The organism is Streptomyces sp. NPDC041814 (assembly GCF_055590565.1).
Map to the genome: position 1 here is coordinate 1,116,782 of NZ_JBVJAM010000001.1, position 15,536 is coordinate 1,132,317.

At 70.4% G+C, this 15,536-nt stretch carries 15 protein-coding genes and 1 pseudogene; 6 read left to right on the forward strand and 10 right to left on the reverse strand.

All coding sequences use genetic code 11. The features are described from left to right. Positions 1-65: 65 nt before the first annotated feature. From ACZ6C6_RS05040 to clpS, 3 genes are all read right to left on the reverse strand, one after another. Complete coding sequence (locus ACZ6C6_RS05040; RefSeq protein ID WP_469199110.1) at positions 66-1,514, reverse strand: amino acid permease; 1,449 nt, start codon at positions 1,512-1,514, stop codon at positions 66-68. Between the two features lie 317 nt (positions 1,515-1,831). Then, positions 1,832-2,416, reverse strand: coding sequence for a DUF2017 domain-containing protein (locus ACZ6C6_RS05045; RefSeq protein ID WP_469199112.1), 585 nt, complete (start codon positions 2,414-2,416; stop codon positions 1,832-1,834). A 43-nt stretch (positions 2,417-2,459) separates the two neighbouring features. Continuing rightward, on the reverse strand, positions 2,460-2,774 hold the full coding sequence (gene clpS / locus ACZ6C6_RS05050) for an ATP-dependent Clp protease adapter ClpS (RefSeq protein ID WP_073964985.1): 315 nt from the start codon (positions 2,772-2,774) through the stop codon (positions 2,460-2,462). A 90-nt stretch (positions 2,775-2,864) separates the two neighbouring features. Here clpS and ACZ6C6_RS05055 point away from each other — a divergent pair, with 90 nt between their 5' ends. Both ACZ6C6_RS05055 and ACZ6C6_RS05060 read left to right on the forward strand, forming a co-directional pair. Then, positions 2,865-4,193, forward strand: a complete 1,329-nt coding sequence (locus ACZ6C6_RS05055) for a nicotinate phosphoribosyltransferase (protein ID WP_469199114.1) — start codon at positions 2,865-2,867, stop codon at positions 4,191-4,193. 100 nt (positions 4,194-4,293) lie between these two features. Further along, on the forward strand, positions 4,294-4,878 hold the full coding sequence (locus tag ACZ6C6_RS05060; RefSeq protein ID WP_469199116.1) for a nicotinamidase: 585 nt from the start codon (positions 4,294-4,296) through the stop codon (positions 4,876-4,878). A gap of 17 nt (positions 4,879-4,895) precedes the next feature. Here the strand turns inward: ACZ6C6_RS05060 and ACZ6C6_RS05065 are convergent, their stop codons facing one another. Both ACZ6C6_RS05065 and ACZ6C6_RS05070 read right to left on the reverse strand, forming a co-directional pair. Then, positions 4,896-5,234 (reverse strand): hypothetical protein, encoded by a 339-nt coding sequence (locus ACZ6C6_RS05065; protein WP_469199118.1) that lies wholly within the window; start codon positions 5,232-5,234, stop codon positions 4,896-4,898. Between the two features lie 124 nt (positions 5,235-5,358). After that, entirely contained in the window at positions 5,359-7,755 is a 2,397-nt protein-coding gene (locus ACZ6C6_RS05070; protein WP_469199120.1) for an immune inhibitor A domain-containing protein, read from the reverse strand. Between the two features lie 369 nt (positions 7,756-8,124). On the opposite strand from ACZ6C6_RS05070, the gene ACZ6C6_RS05075 reads away from it, so the two are divergent. Next, positions 8,125-8,412 (forward strand): hypothetical protein, encoded by a 288-nt coding sequence (locus tag ACZ6C6_RS05075; protein ID WP_469199122.1) that lies wholly within the window; start codon positions 8,125-8,127, stop codon positions 8,410-8,412. 25 nt (positions 8,413-8,437) lie between these two features. Here ACZ6C6_RS05075 and ACZ6C6_RS05080 read toward each other — a convergent pair whose 3' ends face one another. Together ACZ6C6_RS05080 and ACZ6C6_RS05085 are read right to left on the reverse strand one after the other, a co-directional pair. Beyond that, the gene (locus ACZ6C6_RS05080; RefSeq protein WP_469199124.1) at positions 8,438-9,100 is read right to left on the reverse strand and encodes an RDD family protein; all 663 of its coding nucleotides are present in this window, start codon (positions 9,098-9,100) and stop codon (positions 8,438-8,440) included. 76 nt (positions 9,101-9,176) lie between these two features. Further along, on the reverse strand, positions 9,177-9,743 hold the full coding sequence (locus tag ACZ6C6_RS05085; protein ID WP_469199350.1) for an RDD family protein: 567 nt from the start codon (positions 9,741-9,743) through the stop codon (positions 9,177-9,179). Between the two features lie 190 nt (positions 9,744-9,933). On the opposite strand from ACZ6C6_RS05085, the gene ACZ6C6_RS05090 reads away from it, so the two are divergent. Further along, positions 9,934-10,251 carry a hypothetical protein gene (locus ACZ6C6_RS05090; RefSeq protein ID WP_469199364.1) on the forward strand — a complete coding sequence of 106 codons (318 nt, stop codon included), beginning with the start codon at positions 9,934-9,936 and terminating at the stop codon, positions 10,249-10,251. Here the strand turns inward: ACZ6C6_RS05090 and ACZ6C6_RS05095 are convergent. Further along, positions 10,239-10,334, reverse strand: a pseudogene (locus tag ACZ6C6_RS05095) (DUF2510 domain-containing protein); the annotation flags it as partial. The gene ACZ6C6_RS05090 and the pseudogene ACZ6C6_RS05095 overlap by 13 nt on opposite strands. Before the next feature lie 208 nt (positions 10,335-10,542). On the opposite strand from ACZ6C6_RS05095, the gene ACZ6C6_RS05100 reads away from it, so the two are divergent. Then, complete coding sequence (locus ACZ6C6_RS05100) at positions 10,543-11,019, forward strand: SsgA family sporulation/cell division regulator (protein WP_469199126.1); 477 nt, start codon at positions 10,543-10,545, stop codon at positions 11,017-11,019. Positions 11,020-11,039: 20 nt separating this feature from the next. On the opposite strand, the gene ACZ6C6_RS05105 is transcribed toward ACZ6C6_RS05100, so the two are convergent. Then, positions 11,040-12,407 carry an FAD-binding oxidoreductase gene (locus tag ACZ6C6_RS05105; protein ID WP_469199128.1) on the reverse strand — a complete coding sequence of 456 codons (1,368 nt, stop codon included), beginning with the start codon at positions 12,405-12,407 and terminating at the stop codon, positions 11,040-11,042. A gap of 97 nt (positions 12,408-12,504) precedes the next feature. Here ACZ6C6_RS05105 and ACZ6C6_RS05110 point away from each other — a divergent pair, with 97 nt between their 5' ends. After that, positions 12,505-14,184 (forward strand): tetratricopeptide repeat protein, encoded by a 1,680-nt coding sequence (locus ACZ6C6_RS05110; RefSeq protein WP_469199130.1) that lies wholly within the window; start codon positions 12,505-12,507, stop codon positions 14,182-14,184. Between the two features lie 82 nt (positions 14,185-14,266). On the opposite strand, the gene hppD is transcribed toward ACZ6C6_RS05110, so the two are convergent. Beyond that, positions 14,267-15,412 (reverse strand): 4-hydroxyphenylpyruvate dioxygenase, encoded by a 1,146-nt coding sequence (gene hppD / locus ACZ6C6_RS05115; RefSeq protein ID WP_161210500.1) that lies wholly within the window; start codon positions 15,410-15,412, stop codon positions 14,267-14,269. Between the last annotated feature and the right edge of the window lie 124 nt (positions 15,413-15,536).

Below are 15,536 nucleotides of genomic sequence, written 5' to 3' on the forward strand. Positions count from 1 at the left end.
TGCGTACCGAGGAGTGGTACGTGGGGGCCCGCATCGTGAAACGCAGCTGTTCAGGGGCGTACGCCTCAGCGCTTGACGCGCTCCGCGAACGCCTTGCCGTCCGGGTTCCTGGACTTCAGGACCAGGTAGGAGACGCCGAGGAGCAGGGCCCACAGCGGGGCGCAGTAGAGCGAGATCCTGGCGTCCTTGTCGATGCCCATCATGACGATGACCACGGCGATGAACGCGAGCGCGAAGCCGCTGGTGTACGGCGCTCCGGGGGCCCGGAAGGAGGACTGCGGAAGCAGTCCGCGATCGGCGAGGCGGCGGTAGCGGATCTGGCTGACCAGGATCATGATCCAGGCCCACATGCCGGAGATCGTGGCGAAGGAGACGACGTAGGTGAAGGCGTCGCCGGGCCACTGGTAGTTGACCCACACGCCGACGAGCATGAGCGCGGCGGAGAACGTGGTGCCGATGAGCGGGGTGCCGCTGCGGGTGAGCCGGGTGAAGAACTTCGGGCCCTGGCCGTTGAGCGCGAGGTCGCGCAGCATGCGGCCGGTGGAGTACATCCCGGAGTTGCAGGAGGAGAGCGCGGCGGTGAGGACGACGAAGTTGACGATCCCGGCGCCGACGCCGAGGCCCATCTTCTTGAAGGCCTCCACGAACGGGGAGACGCCGGGCGAGAACTCGGTCCAGGGCACCACCGAGAGGATCATGATCAGCGCGCCGATGTAGAAGACGGCGATGCGCCAGGGAACGGTGTTGATGGCCTTGGGCAGGACCGTCTTGGGGTCCTTGGACTCACCGGCGGTGACGCCGACGAGTTCGACGGCGAGGAAGGCGAACATCACGATCTGCAGGGTCATCAGGGTGCCCTTGATGCCGTGCGGGAAGAAGCCGCCGTCGGACCACAGATGGGTGACGCTCGCGGTGTCCCCGGCGTCGGAGAATCCGAGGGTGAGGATTCCGGCGCAGATGAGGATCATGCCGACGATGGCGGTGACCTTGACCATTGAGAACCAGAACTCCAGCTCGCCGAAGAGCTTTACGGAGATGAGGTTCACGCCGTACAGAATGATGGTGAAGACCAGGGCCGAGACCCATTGCGGAATCTCGAACCAGAACGTCATGTACTGGGCGGCCGCGGTGACTTCGGTGATTCCGGTGACGACCCAGAAGAGCCAGTACGTCCAGCCGGTGACGAAGCCCGCGAAGGGGCCGATGAATTCGCGTGCGTACTCCGAGAAGGAGCCCGAGACCGGGCGGTACATGAGGAGTTCGCCGAGCGCGCGCATGATGAAGAAGATGACCAGGCCCGCGATGGCGTAGGCCAGGATGAGGCTGGGTCCGGCCTTGGCGATGGCCTTTCCGGCGCCGAGGAAGAGCCCGGTGCCGATGGCGCCGCCGATCGCGATCATCTGGATCTGGCGGGCTCCGAGTGCTCTCTGATAGCCCTCGGCGGACGTGGTGGCATCCGCGGCCGCGGCGTGCGGGCCGTCCGGCCCCTTGTCGTCGATCTGCGCCGATGTCATGTGGTTGCGCCTTTCTCCACGCCGATCCGCGCCTTTCGGCCGCGGATCAGGTCCTGATCCCCCCGGATACGGATGGAGTGCCGCCGGTGGTTACCGGCTGATAGCGCCTACCCGGGAACGTGGGTGGTGTTCCCGGGTGGTCGTGAAGATTTATCACGGGCGCAACGGCGATCCGGCGGACGTTCTGTGGCGCACACCACAAGTAAAAGCGGACAAGGCGGAACGGGCGCTGCAAAAAAGACCGTTCAGGTGACGCGATCGTTATTCGGATTTGAGTGTCCGTTGAGCGAACACGGTGACCGGGCGTACACCCGGTGTCACGGCATCATGGTCTCGACCAGGGTTTCCTGGAGCGCCCCGAGCCAGAGATAGGCCATGACCATGGGCTTTCGGGGGTCGCTGTCCGGAAGCCGGTAGAGCGAACTCTGCTCGTCCTCCTCCTCGTCGCCGACCTCCAGGCGGGTGCCGATGGTGAGCCGGAGGTCGTTGAGCGAGCCGAGCCAGTTGCGGCACTCGTCGGCGGTAAGGGTGAGCACGGCACCCTTGTCACCGGCGGGGGTCAGCGCGTCCAGCGTCCGGACGACCACGAGCGCGTCCTCGCGCTTGCGGGTGCGCAGGTCGTTCTCGGTGAAGCGGCGGAACTCGGCGGACGCGGCGCGCAGTTCGTCGTCCTCGTCGCCGTACGCCTCGGGGAAGAGGCGGGCCAGCGCCGGGTCGCTGGGCGGCTCACTGGGCCCCTCGGCGAAGAGCGCGGCGAGCGGGTCATCGCCCTCGGCGGGCTCGTCGCCGGGGCCGATGAGTTCGAGCAGCTGGACGGCGAGGGAGCGCAGGATCGCGATCTCCACCTCGTCGAGCGCGACGGCCGCGCCGCCGCCGGGAGTGGCCTCGAAGTGGCCGGCCATGGGTTCTCTCCGATGATGGTCGGGCGGGGCGGGGTGGGCCGTGCTAGTTGCGGTCCTGGGTGAGCGTGGCCCACAGCCCGTAGCCGTGCATGGCCTGGACGTCGCGTTCCATCTCCTCGCGGCTGCCGCTGGAGACGACGGCGCGGCCCTTCTGGTGGACGTCCAGCATCAGCTTGTGCGCCTTGTCCTTGGAGTAGCCGAAGTACGCCTGGAACACATAGGTCACATAGCTCATGAGGTTGACCGGGTCGTTGTGGACCAGCGTCACCCAGGGGACGTCGGGCTCGGGGACGACGAGGTGGTCCTCGGCCGATTCGGGACGTTCGATCTCTGTAGGGGCGACGCTCACCTGTCCCATGCTGCCACCCGCAGGGGCCTCTCGCACAAACGGCCCCACCCCGGCACCCCCATCTCGTCACTTTGACGAAATAGGGGTAGCATCCCCGGCATGAACTCTGCGGACCTTGGGCGACGGGTCGGTGTGCCCTCGACAGCGCTCTTCACCGACCAGTACGAGCTCACGATGGTGCAGGCCGCGCTGAAGGCCGGGACGGCCGGACGGCACTCGGTCTTCGAGGCGTTCACCCGCCGGCTGCCGGAGGGGCGGCGCTACGGCGTCGTCGCGGGCACCGGGCGGGTCCTGGACGCGGTGGAGAACTTCCACTTCGACGAGGAGATGCTCGGCTTCCTGCGGGACCAGGCGATCGTGGACGGGCCGACGCTGGACTACCTGGCGGACTACCGGTTCGGCGGCGACATCTGGGGCTACCCGGAGGGCGAGGTGTACTTCCCTGGCTCGCCGATTCTGCGGGTGGAGGGCTCGTTCGCCGAGTGCGTGCTCCTGGAGACGGTGATCCTCTCGATCCTCAACCACGACTCGGCCATCGCCGCGGCGGCCTCCCGGATGTCGGCGGCGGCGGGCGGGCGGCGGCTGATCGAGATGGGCGCGCGCCGTACGCACGAGCTGTCGGCGGTCGCCTCGGCCCGTGCCGCGTACATCGGCGGTTTCGACACCACCTCCGACCTGGCGGCCGGCTTCCGCTACAACATCCCGACGGTCGGCACGAGCGCCCACGCCTTCACCCTGCTGCACGACACGGAGCGGGACGCCTTCCAGGCCCAGGTGGACTCGCTGGGGCGCGGTACGACGCTGCTGGTGGACACGTACGACGTGGCCGAGGCGGTGCGGACGGCGGTCGGGATCGCCGGGCCGGAGCTCGGTGCGGTACGCATCGACTCGGGCGACCTGCTGCTCGTCGCCCACCGGGTACGCCAGCAGCTGGACGAGCTGGGCGCCACCGGGACGAAGATCGTGGTGACCTCGGACCTGGACGAATACGCCATCGCCTCGCTGGCCGCCGCGCCGGTGGACGCGTACGGGGTGGGCACGCAGCTCGTCACGGGCAGCGGGCACCCCACCTGCTCGATGGTCTACAAGCTCGTCGCCCGCGCGGGGTCCGGCGACCCGGGCGACGAGCTGCGGCCGGTCGCGAAGAAGTCGATGGGCGCGAAGTCCTCCAAGGGCGGCCGCAAGTGGGCGGCGCGCCGGCTGGACGAGGAGGGCGTGGCCGAGGCCGAGGTGATCGGCACCGGGCCGGTGCCCGCCGGTCTGGCCGAGCGGCAGTTGCTGGTGGAGCTGGTCCGGGGCGGCGAGGTGGTGGCCCGGGAGCCGCTGGACGCGGCGCGGGACCGGCACATCGCGGCGCGGGCGGGGCTGCCGTTGTCGGCGATGCAACTTTCGCGCGGCGAGGCGGTCATCCCCACGGAGTACGTGTGACGGGGGACCCGAGGCCCTGACGGGCTTGATTGCCTCCGGGGAGACTCTAGGCTCGAAGCCATCCCCGTACCGCTCCCCCACTCCCCGAAGGACAGCCACCATGCACCGCGCCTTGATCGTCGTGGACGTTCAGAACGACTTCTGTGAGGGCGGGAGCCTCGCCGTGTCGGGAGGTGCCGATGTCGCCGCCGCCATCACCGACCTGATCGGCGAGAGCCGGCCCGCCTACCGGTACGTGGTGGCCACCCGGGACCACCACATCGATCCCGGGGACCACTTCTCGTCGGCGCCCGACTTCGAGCACTCCTGGCCGCCGCACTGCGTGGCCGGTACGGAGGGCGTGGGCTTCCACCCCAATTTCGCCCCCGCGGTCGCCTCCGGGGCCATCGACACGGTGTTCGACAAGGGCGCCCACGCGGCGGCGTACAGCGGCTTCGAGGGTCTGGACGAGAACGGCACCGGGCTCGCCGAGTGGCTGCGCGAGCGGGACGTCCGCGAGGTCGACGTGGTCGGCATCGCGACCGACCACTGCGTGCGCGCGACCGCGCTGGACGCCGTCCGCGAGGGCTTCGCCACCCAGGTGCTGCTGGACCTGACCGCGGGTGTCGCCGAGGCGACGACGGACCGGGCGCTGGCCGAGCTGCGCGGCGCGGGCGTGACACTGACCGGCAAGCCGGTCGTCTGAGCGCCCCGGGGCCGGGGTCAGCCCCGGCCGGCCGGGACCGCTGGTGCGGGCTTCAGCAGGGCGCGGATGGGGTGCCAGAGCTCCTGCGCGCAGCCGGGTCTCGCGCGCCACAGGACGCCGTCCGGGTGGTGCAGGACGGCGGTGATCTCGTCCGGCGTGGGCGGCTCGGCGTTGCCCCGCAGATAGACGGCGCGCAGGCCCAGGTTCCGCAGCCGGGTCAGGGCGCGGGGCCGGTTCGCCGCGTGCACCAGGACCCGGACGGGAGCGCCCGGACCGGGGCCGTCCGCCGGGGCCGGCAGGGTGATCGCGACGACCACACTGCCGTTCGGCAATTTGCTGAATCCTCCGCCTGCCATGTGTACGAGCTCCCCCGTGAGACATCGTGTCAATAAGAAAGTGAACAGGGGCACCTAAACACGATCGGCCGCCGCCCGCTAGAGGGCGACGGCCGATCATGCTGTGACCTGCGGTGATGCGGTTCTACTTCTTCGAGGCACCGACCTGGACCGTCATCGTGTCGCCGCTGAGCGGCTCACTGACGATCGAGATCTTGGTGTTGGTGTCAGGAACCTTGACGCTTCCGGTCGGGTTCTCCGCGTACCAGTAGGTGCCCTTGTGGTCGTCGAAGGCCGGGACGCCGAGCTGCGGCTTGATCTTCACGGCCTGGTCGGCCAGGTGCAGCGTGAAGCCGTCCGTCGGGTACCAGCTGAACGGCGCGTCGAAGGGCTGGATCTTGTTGCGGATGACCGCGCCGTTCGCCCACTTCAGCGGCTTGGCGTGCGCGTCCACCGGCAGGATCAGGCCCTGGCCCGGGTGCTGCGAGACGTTGTTGTCCTTCTGGGAGGTGTCCCACAGCCAGACCAGCAGACCGTTCTGGTACGGGAAGTGCTCGACCCAGTCCGGACGGGTCGTGGAGAACCCGAAGTTGTACGGGCCCGTCTTGAGCGTCTGGTCGTAGCTGACGTACTGACGGTTCTCCGCGAGGTAGTACTGCGGGTAGTCCTTCTCGAACGACTTGCCGACCCGCGAGAAGCCCTTGCTGGTCCAGCCGTTGTCGTCGCCCTCGGCGTTGTCCGTGAAGAGCGCGGTGCCGTCGGCGGTGACCGAGATGGTGTCGGCCGCGAAGCCCACGCCGCCCGCGCCGCCGTCGGTGGCGTAGCGGAAGCGGATGTCGATCTTCTGGCCCGCGTAGGCGTCCAGCGAGTACGACAGCTTCTGGTACTTGCCGGAGACGTCGGTCAGGGCCGGCTTGTCACTGGCGTCGCGCGGGATCGGCTGACCGTCGGCGGTGCCGTCGATCGCGGTCCAGCTGGTGCCGCCGTTGGTGGACACCTCGGTGTAGAGGTAGTCGTAGTCCTTCTCGATGTCCCACCAGCCCTGGAGGTCCAGGGACGCCTTGGACTTGCCGGTCAGGTCGACGGAGCGCGACAGCGTGTTGCTGAGGTTGTCGCCCATGTCGCTCCACCACTGCTTGGCGCCCTCGGCGGGCGTCGTGACGGCGGTGGTGACGGCCTTCTTCGGCAGCTCGACGACGAGCGCCTGCTTGTCCTTGGTGTTGTACTCGGACACGCCCAGCTTGTGGGTGGACTTCGTCGCGGCCTTGGCCTCGGCGTAGTTCAGCCAGCCCAGCTGGAGCTTGTCCCAGGCGGTCATGTCACCGGGCATGTCCCCGATGCTGTTCTTGCCGGTGCCGAGCCAGGAGCCCGCCGACATCAGCGACCAGAAGCCGACCGAGTTCTCGGCGGTGTTGGTCGTGTCGTAGAGGTCCGGGAGACCGAGGTCGTGGCCGTACTCGTGGGCGAAGACGCCCAGGCCGCCGTTCTCGGGCTGCGCGGTGTAGTCGCCGACCCAGATGCCGGTGTCGCCGATCTCGGTGCCGCCGGCCTTGTTGTCGGCCGGGCCGGTGGCGCCGGCGTTGGTGCCGTACGCGTACCAGCGGTGCGCCCAGATGGCGTTGGTGCCCTCGACGCCGCCGCCGGCCGACTCGTCCTCGCCCGCGTGCACGATCTGGAAGTGATCGATGTAGCCGTCGGGCTCGTTGAAGTTGCCGTCGTTGTCGTAGTCGTAACGGTCCCACTGGTCGTACTGCGCCAGGTCCGTCTTGATCTGCTCCTGCGTGCGGCCCTTGGCCTTCTGGTCCGCGGCCCAGGCGTTGACGCCGTCCTTGATCATGTCCCAGGCGTTGGCGCAGTTGGTCGAACCGCAGTAGTTCGAGCCGTAGCGCGCCTCGTTGTAGGGGACCTTGACCCAGTCGGAGACCTCACCGTCGACCGAGTAACGGCCGGACGAGGTCTTCTCGTAGTACGTCTTCAGGGAGTGCTTGCCGGCGCCCTCGCCGAAGTACAGCTCCTGGAAGTGCGCCTGGTTGTAGTCGGCCTGCCAGGCGGTGCTGTTGTCCTTCTTCGGGTCCGGCTGGGCGATCTGGTTGTGCAGCGGTCCCGGCGTGCCGCCGTACTTCTTGACGGGGGGCTTGGGGCCCGCGCCGTCCGGGTCGTACATGGTCGTGTCGTCGACCTTGTCGCCGAACTCCACCAGCACGGTGAAGATCTTGTCGGTCTTCTCACGGCCGAGCTCGACGTACTTGTTGCTGTCGAGCTTGACGACCTTGGAGCCGCCGCGCGACGAAACCTTCTTGTCGCCGGATATGACCTGTTCCAGGGCAGCCTGGCGCTGAGCGGCCTGCTGCTTGCTGAACGGGCCCTCCAGGTCGTGGTCGTTGCCCTTGGCCGACCCCGGGTCCCGGCGGTCGATCGAGGCAGCGGTGCCTGACGCCTGGTCATCTGCCTGAGCGGTGGCGAAGGCGGATGCGGTCGCGGCGGTCGCGGCCATGGCCACGACAACCGCTCCGGTCCGAAGCGCCCGTCTCTTAATGATCACGTGATGCAGTCCTCCCCGGCGCCCGCGGCGACGGCCCGGGAGTGTGGAGAGGCCGCGCGCGGAAACGCGTCACAAGTGACGACATTCGACCGGAGTTACGGAAGAAAAGACAGACCTTGACTTGTACGGAGCAGGTGCACTATGCAGGAGCACCATTCCGCTATGCGGACGAGACGTTCGCGACCCACCGGCGCGTCAACCCCCCGCAGGGGCGCGGGAGATGACTCCGTGCGCCCCCCATGCACCGGTACTGTGGGTTAGGTTACGCTTACCACCCGTTCCTCCAGGGCATCCACCGTCATAGAGTCGATTGACAGCGCGACCGTGTTGAGAGACCGCCCATCCGACGTCCCGAGGACGGAAAACGCCATGCCGCGTCCTACTGCCGCACAGCTCTCCTTCGGTTCGGTCACCGTCGTCCTCTCGACCCTGGCCATGTTGCTGCTGTTCCGGACCAGTTCGGGCATCGGCATCGCCGCCGTCGGCACCGTCGCGCTCGCCCTCGGACTCGCGGTGTCCCTCACCGTCCCCGCGAAGTCCCGCCGGTACACGGCGAAGGCGGCGAGGACGGCCGCCCCGGTGTCCGCACACCGTGGCCCCGCGCCCGCCGCCCGCGACGAGGACCGCTCGCCGGTCTCCGCCCAGAGCCTGCGCTGAGTCCGGGCGGCGTCCGGGTCGAGCCTCAGTTGACGGTGACCACCACTGTCTTGGCCGCCTTGTCCTGGAGCCCCTGCCGGTAGGGCTTGTCGGTGAACATCAGCACGATGTTGATCAGCCACCACAGGCACGGGCAGCACAGCAGCGCCGGCAGCCACAGCACCACGGCCCGCAGGAACGCCGCTCCGGTGTCCGGCACCCTGCCGTCGTTGAGCATGGCGACCCGCATCTTCAGCAGCCGCTTGCCGAGCGTGCGGCCGTCCTTGTGCGTGAAGTACGTGTCGTACGCGACGTAGCAGACGAGCCCGATCAGTGACCAGAGCAGCTGATGCCCGCTGTAGGTCTGGGCGAAGACATCGCTGACGTCGTCGTTGCCGTTGCTGTCCGACACCTCGACCGCGCCGCCCCACGGCAGCGAGATCAGGTACAGCGGGATCGAGATGATCAGGAAGTCGATCAGCCGGGCCAGGATGCGCTTGCCGGGCTCCGCGAGCGGCGGCATCCCCGCCAGCGGGTCCGCACCGCCGTACGGGCCGCCTCCCCCGTAGGGCCCCGGATCGTACGGCGGAGGCGGCGGCGGTGCGCCGTAGGGCGAGCCGGACGACGGCGGCGGCTGGTCCCCGGGCGGCTGCTTCCTGAACGGGTCGTCCTCGGGCGGCTGACCGGGCGGCGGCTGATCGTTGCTCATGGGGGCAGTGCATCGCGGGGCCCGGGGCCCCGCAACGGCTCAGGTGCGTTCGGGGGACGGCGTTCGGCGGATGGTGTCAGCCCGCGACGAAGGTGCGCGCCGCCTTGTCGTGCCAGCACTGGCGCCACGGCCGGTCCACCAGGCACCACAGCACGTCGGCGATCCCGACGACCAGGACACCCAGCACGCCGTACACCAGCCAGCGGCGCAGCGCGGCGCCGAAGCCGGGGGTCTCGTGGGACTCGATGTCCCGTACGTCGATGCCGCACAGCTGCTTGCCGAGCGTACGGCCCCACTTCGCGGTCGGCAGCGCGTCGAGGAGTACGCCCAGCACGAGGAACACCCCGAGCAGCGCGCCGCCCAGCGCGGCCGTGGTGGAGTCCAGCAGCCAGACGGTGACCGTCTCGCCGGTCTGCCTGGCCGCGTCGAGCTTCCCGTCGATGTGGTCCACGGCCCGGCCGGCCAGCGGCACGGCGGCCACGGCGGTGAGCGCGCCCAGCACGGCCGTGTCGATGAGCCGGGCGGCGAACCGCTTGCCGAGCGAGGCGGGGCGACCGGACGTCCGCGCCGCGACGAGCGCCTGGAAGGGGTCGTTGACGGGGGGCTTCCACGGTGTGGCCGGTGCGGGGCGTGCTTGCGGCACGGGATTCGCGGGGCGCGTGCGGAGGGTCAACGTACCTTCGGCCGGGTCCGGCTCACCGGTTCCGTCCTCAATCTCCCCCATGGCTTGAACGGCATGGGAGGTACCCCCTCGACGGGCTTGAGCGGGCTGATGCGGCCGGTCAGGCTCGGGCAACCCAGCCCGTCCGGTGCTTGAGGACGGAACCCTTGGCGTGGGAGGCGTGGCGGCCTCGGGCGACCCAGCCCGTCCGGCGCTTGAGGACGGAACCCTCTGCGCGGGGGGCGTCGCGTCCTCGGGGGCCGGGGGCTCCGGGGCCTCCGCCCCGCCCCAGGAGACACGGTCACCGGCGAAGCCGGACTGGTGGGAGGCGTCGGCCTGCCAGGCCGTGGCGGGTTCGGGGCGGCCGTCCTCGGGGCCCTCCTCGTCCAGGAACACCGGCCCGGTCTCCTCGACCACCGCCGGCTCCGCCGGCCCCGGCTTCGGGGCCGGGCGGCTGGAGCCCGGCACCCAGGAGCCGCCGTTCCAGTAGCGGACATAGCCGGGGATGGACGGGTCGGGGTAGTACCCCTCGCGGGGGCTCTCGTCACCGGGTGCCGGGGTTGGGGCGCTCATCACCGTGGTCCCGTATCTCTTCGCGGCCTCAATACAGGGGTCCACATCTACCAGACGGGCGCGTGCTCCCGGGCCGGTCCGGATGTTTGACCCCCTTTCCGGTCACGCGAACTTTTTCTGGGAAGTCGCGTAATGGATGGCGTGCAAGGCGCTCTCACCTGTGCGGGCCGGTCGTGGGACCGGCCCCGGACAACGGAAGGACGCCGTCATGCACACCGTCGTGGAACGCGAGCTGGAGCTCAAGCTGATCCTGTCGCCGGAGCGCAGCATCCCCGTACCGGCCAGGCTGACGTACCGCACGGAGGACCCGTACGCGGTGCACATCACCTTCCACATCACCTCGGACGCGCCGGTGTACTGGACGTTCGCCCGGGACCTGCTGGTGGAGGGCGTGTTCCGGCCGTGCGGGCAGGGGGACGTGCGGATCTGGCCCACCAAGGTGGACGGGGCCAGTGTCATCTGCGTGGCGCTGACCTCCCCGGACGGCAACGCGCTGCTGGAGGTGCCGTCCGCGGCCGTCGCGGTCTGGGTGGAGCGGACGCTGCGCGTGGTGCCGCCGGGTACGGAGACCGAACGGCTCGGCATCGACGAGGGGCTGGCCGAACTCCTCGCGCCGCTCCCGGCCGACGACCTGTGGATGAGCGACCCGTGGCCGTCGGACGAGTCGCAGGACGGGGAGGGTTGAGGAGCGCGGGCCGGGGCCGGTCAGAACACCTTGCCCGGGTTGAGCAGCCCGAGCGGGTCGAACGCCTGCTTGATGGCCCGGTGCAGCTCCACGCCGGTCTCGCCGAGTTCGCGGGCCAGCCACTCCTTCTTCAGCACGCCCACCCCGTGCTCACCGGTGATCGTGCCGCCGAGGGCGAGGCCGAGCTCCATGATCGCGTCGAAGGACTCCCGGGCCCGCCGGGACTCGTCGGCGTCGGCGGGGTCGAAGCAGACGACGGGGTGGGTGTTGCCGTCGCCCGCGTGGGCGCAGACGCCGATGGTGAGGCCGTACTTCTCGGCGATCTCCGCCGTGCCCGCCAGCATCGCGCCGAGCCGCGAGCGCGGTACGCACACGTCGTCGATCATCGTCGCGGGCTTGACGGTCTCCAGCGCGGTCAGCGACATCCGCCGGGCCCGGAGCAGCATCTCGGACTCGGCCGCGTCCTCCGCCGGGACGACCTCGGTGGCACCGGCGGCGGTGCACAGGGCGGCGACGGCGGCGAGGTCGGAGGCGGGGTCCGGGGTGTCGAAGGCGGCGAGCAGCAGGGCCTCCGTGGTCTCGGGGAGGCCCATGTTCGCCATGCGGTTGACCGCCTGGACGGTCGTACGGTCCATCAGTTCGAGGAGTGACGGGGTGTGGCCGCTCTCCATGATCCGGCAGACCGCGTCGCAGGCGCCTGCCGTGCCGGCGAACTCGGCGGCCAGGACGAGCTGCCGGGGCGGCCGGGGCTTGAGCGCGAGGACCGCCTTCACGACGATCCCGAGGCTGCCCTCGGAGCCGGTGAAGAGGCGGGTGAGGTCGTATCCGGCGACGCCCTTGGCGGTGCGGCGGCCGGTGGTGAGCAGGCGCCCGTCCGCGAGGACGACGTCGAGACCGAGGACGTATTCGGCGGTGACCCCGTACTTCACGCAGCACAGACCGCCGGACGCGGTGCCGATGTTGCCGCCGATGGTGCACATCTCCCAGCTGGAGGGATCCGGCGGGTAGTACAGGCCGAGCTCGTCCACCGCCCGGGACAGCACGGCGTTGATCACACCGGGCTCGACGACGGCGACCCGGTCGACGGGGTTGATCTCCAGGATGCGGTCCATCTTCACCAGGGAGAGCACGATGCAGCCGTCCGTGGCGTTGGCGGCGCCCGACAGGCCCGTGCGGGCCCCCTGCGGGACGACCGGGACGCGCAGCGCGGTGGCGGTGCGCATGACGTGCTGGACCTGCTCCACGGTGCGCGGGAGCACGACGACGGCGGGGGCGCCCGCCTCGCAGAAGCCCGCCATGTCGTGGGCGTAGGAGGCGGTGACGTCCGGGTCGGTGATCAGGGCATCGGCGGGAAGACCCGCCCGCAGCTGTTCGAGGAGATCGTCCATGATCCAAGCGTGGCACCCGGGCCCATTGGTGTGAACCCGGCTGCGGCGGCGTTCCCAAGGCTCGGTGTGATCTTCATACTGACGCAGAGTGAGCGGCATGGATCTCACGCCTCAGCAGCCCCCGGGGGCCTCCGGGCCCGAGTACTCCTTCGACACCGACTGGCCCGCCCCTGACGCGTCCCCGCCGGACCCCGCGTCCCTGGCCGAACCGCCACCCCCCACGATGCGTACGACGTTGCGCCGGGCCGCCTTCGGCATGGTGGCCGGCGCCGTCCTGGTGACGGGCGCGGTGGTCGCGGTGCCCGACGACGACAAGGACGCGGCACCGCCCGTGGCCGGCCCGGTCTCGCGCGCGATGTCCGCGACGGCCGCGGGCTCCCCCGCCTCGCTCGCCGACCTGACGGCGCTCATCGGGGACCGGCAGAAGTGGGTGGGCACGCACCCCTCGGACGCGGACTCCTGGGCGGTGCTCGGGTCGGCGTACGTGGAGGCGGGGCAGCGGGCCGCCGATCCGGCGTACTACACCCGGGCCGAGCAGGCGCTGAAGCGGTCGCTGGACGTGCGCCCCGGCGAGAGCGGCAACACGGCCGCCTGGGTGGGCCTCGCGTCCCTGGCCAACGCCCGCCGCGACTTCGTGACCGCCAAGAAGTGGGGTGAGACGGTCCGGGCCCGGCGGCCGAAGGAGTGGACGGTCTACCCGCAGCTGATCGACGCCTACAACGGCCTCGGCGACCAGAAGTCCGCGATCACGGCGGTCGAGCGGTTCACCGAGCTGCGGGCCGGGGTCCCGGCTCTCGGCCGGGCCGCCGAGATGTACCGCGACCGGGGCTGGCGAGAGGACGCCCTCGCCACCGCGCAGGACGCGGCGAACCGGGCGAAGACGCCCGCCGAGAAGGCCGCCTGCCTGTCCAGGCTGGGCGACCTGGCCTGGGAGCGGGGCGAGCCGAAGGAGGCCGTGGCGCAGTACGGGGCGGCGCTGCGCGTCGAGAAGGGCCACCAGCCCTCGCTCGCCGGGCGGGCCCGCGCGCTGGCGGCCCTCGGACGCACCGACGAGGCCGTACGGGACTACCAGGCCGCCCTGGCGAAGTCGCCGCGCCCGGACCATCTCCTCGAACTGGGCGAGCTCTACGAGTCGCTGGGGCTCGACGGCGACTCGGTGGGCCAGTACGAGAAGCTGCGGGCGGCCCTGGAGCGGGGCAAGGCGCGGGGCGTGGACGAGTCACTGCTCCTGGGCCGCTTCGAGGCCGCGCACGGCGACGCGGACGCGGCGGTGGAGCTGCTGCGGGCCGAGTGGCAGCGGGGCCACCGCAGCCCGGCGGTGGCGGACGCGCTGGGCTGGGCGCTGCACCGGTCGGGCGACTCGGACGGGGCGCTGGAGTACGCGCAGCGGGCGGTGGACTCGGGCGGGCAGAACGCCTCGTACGCGTACCACCTGGGCATGGTGCAGCGCGCGCTGGGCGACTACGGCTCGGCGCGCCGCCAGTTGGAGGGGGCGCTGCGGACCAACCCGAAGTTCTCGCCGCTGGACGCGCCGCTGGCCCGGGAGGCGCTGGACGCCTTGGGCGAGCCCCCGGCGGGCGGCCCGGCGGACATGCGGCCGCCCCCGGCCCCCGAGCCCCCGGCTCCCGCACCCGAGGCTCCCGCACCCGAGGCCCCCGCACCGCAGGATCCCGGGCCAGGGCAGCAGCCCGCGCCCGATGGGGGTCCGGCGCCCGCGGCGGCCGTCGCGCAGGCCCCCGTACAGCCGTCAGCGGCACCGGCGGCGGCCGTTCGCTGACGAAGCAGCGGCCGTCCGGGGCGGCGTACGGACGGAGGGGCGGGCCGGGAAGCGGCCCGCCCCTCGCTCGGGTCCGAACGCGTCAGAGGTTGCCGCGCTTCTCCTGCTCGCGCTCGATCGCCTCGAACAGGGCCTTGAAGTTGCCCTTGCCGAAGCCCATGGAGCCGTGGCGCTCGATCATCTCGAAGAAGACGGTCGGGCGGTCCTGGACCGGCTTGGTGAAGATCTGGAGCAGGTAGCCGTCCTCGTCGCGGTCCACGAGGATCTTCAGCTCGCGCAGGGTCTCGACCGGCACCCGGGTCTCCCCGGCCCACTCACCGAGCGTGTCGTAGTAGGAGTCCGGGGTGTCCAGGAACTGCACACCGGCGGCGCGCATCGCCTTGACCGAGGCGACGATGTCGTTCGTGGCGAGCGCCATGTGCTGGACACCGGCGGCCCCGTAGAACTCCAGGTACTCGTCGATCTGAGACTTCTTCTTCGCGATGGCCGGCTCGTTGATCGGGAACTTGACCTTGAGCGTGCCGTCGGCGACGACCTTGGACATGAGCGCGGAGTACTCGGTGGCGATGTCGTCGCCCACGAACTCCTTCATGTTCGTGAAGCCCATCACCTTGTTGTAGAACGCGACCCACTCGTTCATCCTGCCGAGCTCGACGTTGCCGACGCAGTGGTCGATGGCCTGGAAGAAGCGCTTGGCCGGCGGCTCGACGATCGGGTTGGCGGCGACGTAGCCGGGCAGGTACGGGCCGTCGTAACCGGAGCGCTCGACCAGGGTGTGGCGGGTCTTGCCGTAGGTGGCGATGGCGGCGCGCACGACGGTGCCGTGCTCGTCCTTCGTCTCGTACGGCTCCTCGATGCCGGTGGCCCCGTGCTCGACGGCGTACGCGTACGCCGCGCGGGCGTCCGGGACCTCGATGGCGAGGTCGATCACGCCGTCGCCGTGCGCGGTGACGTGGTCCTCCAGGAAGTGGCCCCAGTCGGAGGACGCCTTCACGACGGAGGTGAGGACGAAGCGGGCGGAGCCGCTGGTCAGCACGTAGCTCGCGGTCTCGCGGCTGCCGGTCTCGGGGCCGGAGTAGGCCACCAGCTTCATGCCGAAGGCGGTCGAGTAGTAGTGCGCGGCCTGCTTGGCGTTGCCCACGGCGAAGACGACGGCGTCCATCCCCTTGACGGGGAAGGGGTCGGCCTGCCGGGACGTCTCGGGGGTGCTGTGCATCGTCTCTGTCATGCCCAGAGGTTCCCGCCACTCCGCAAGGTGCGCAACAGTTCGCATAATCACTGGTCAATGTGTACAGCGGTTGGCCATGATGGCCGGACTATCTGTACATGGTGCCCATCACACCGACCCGGAG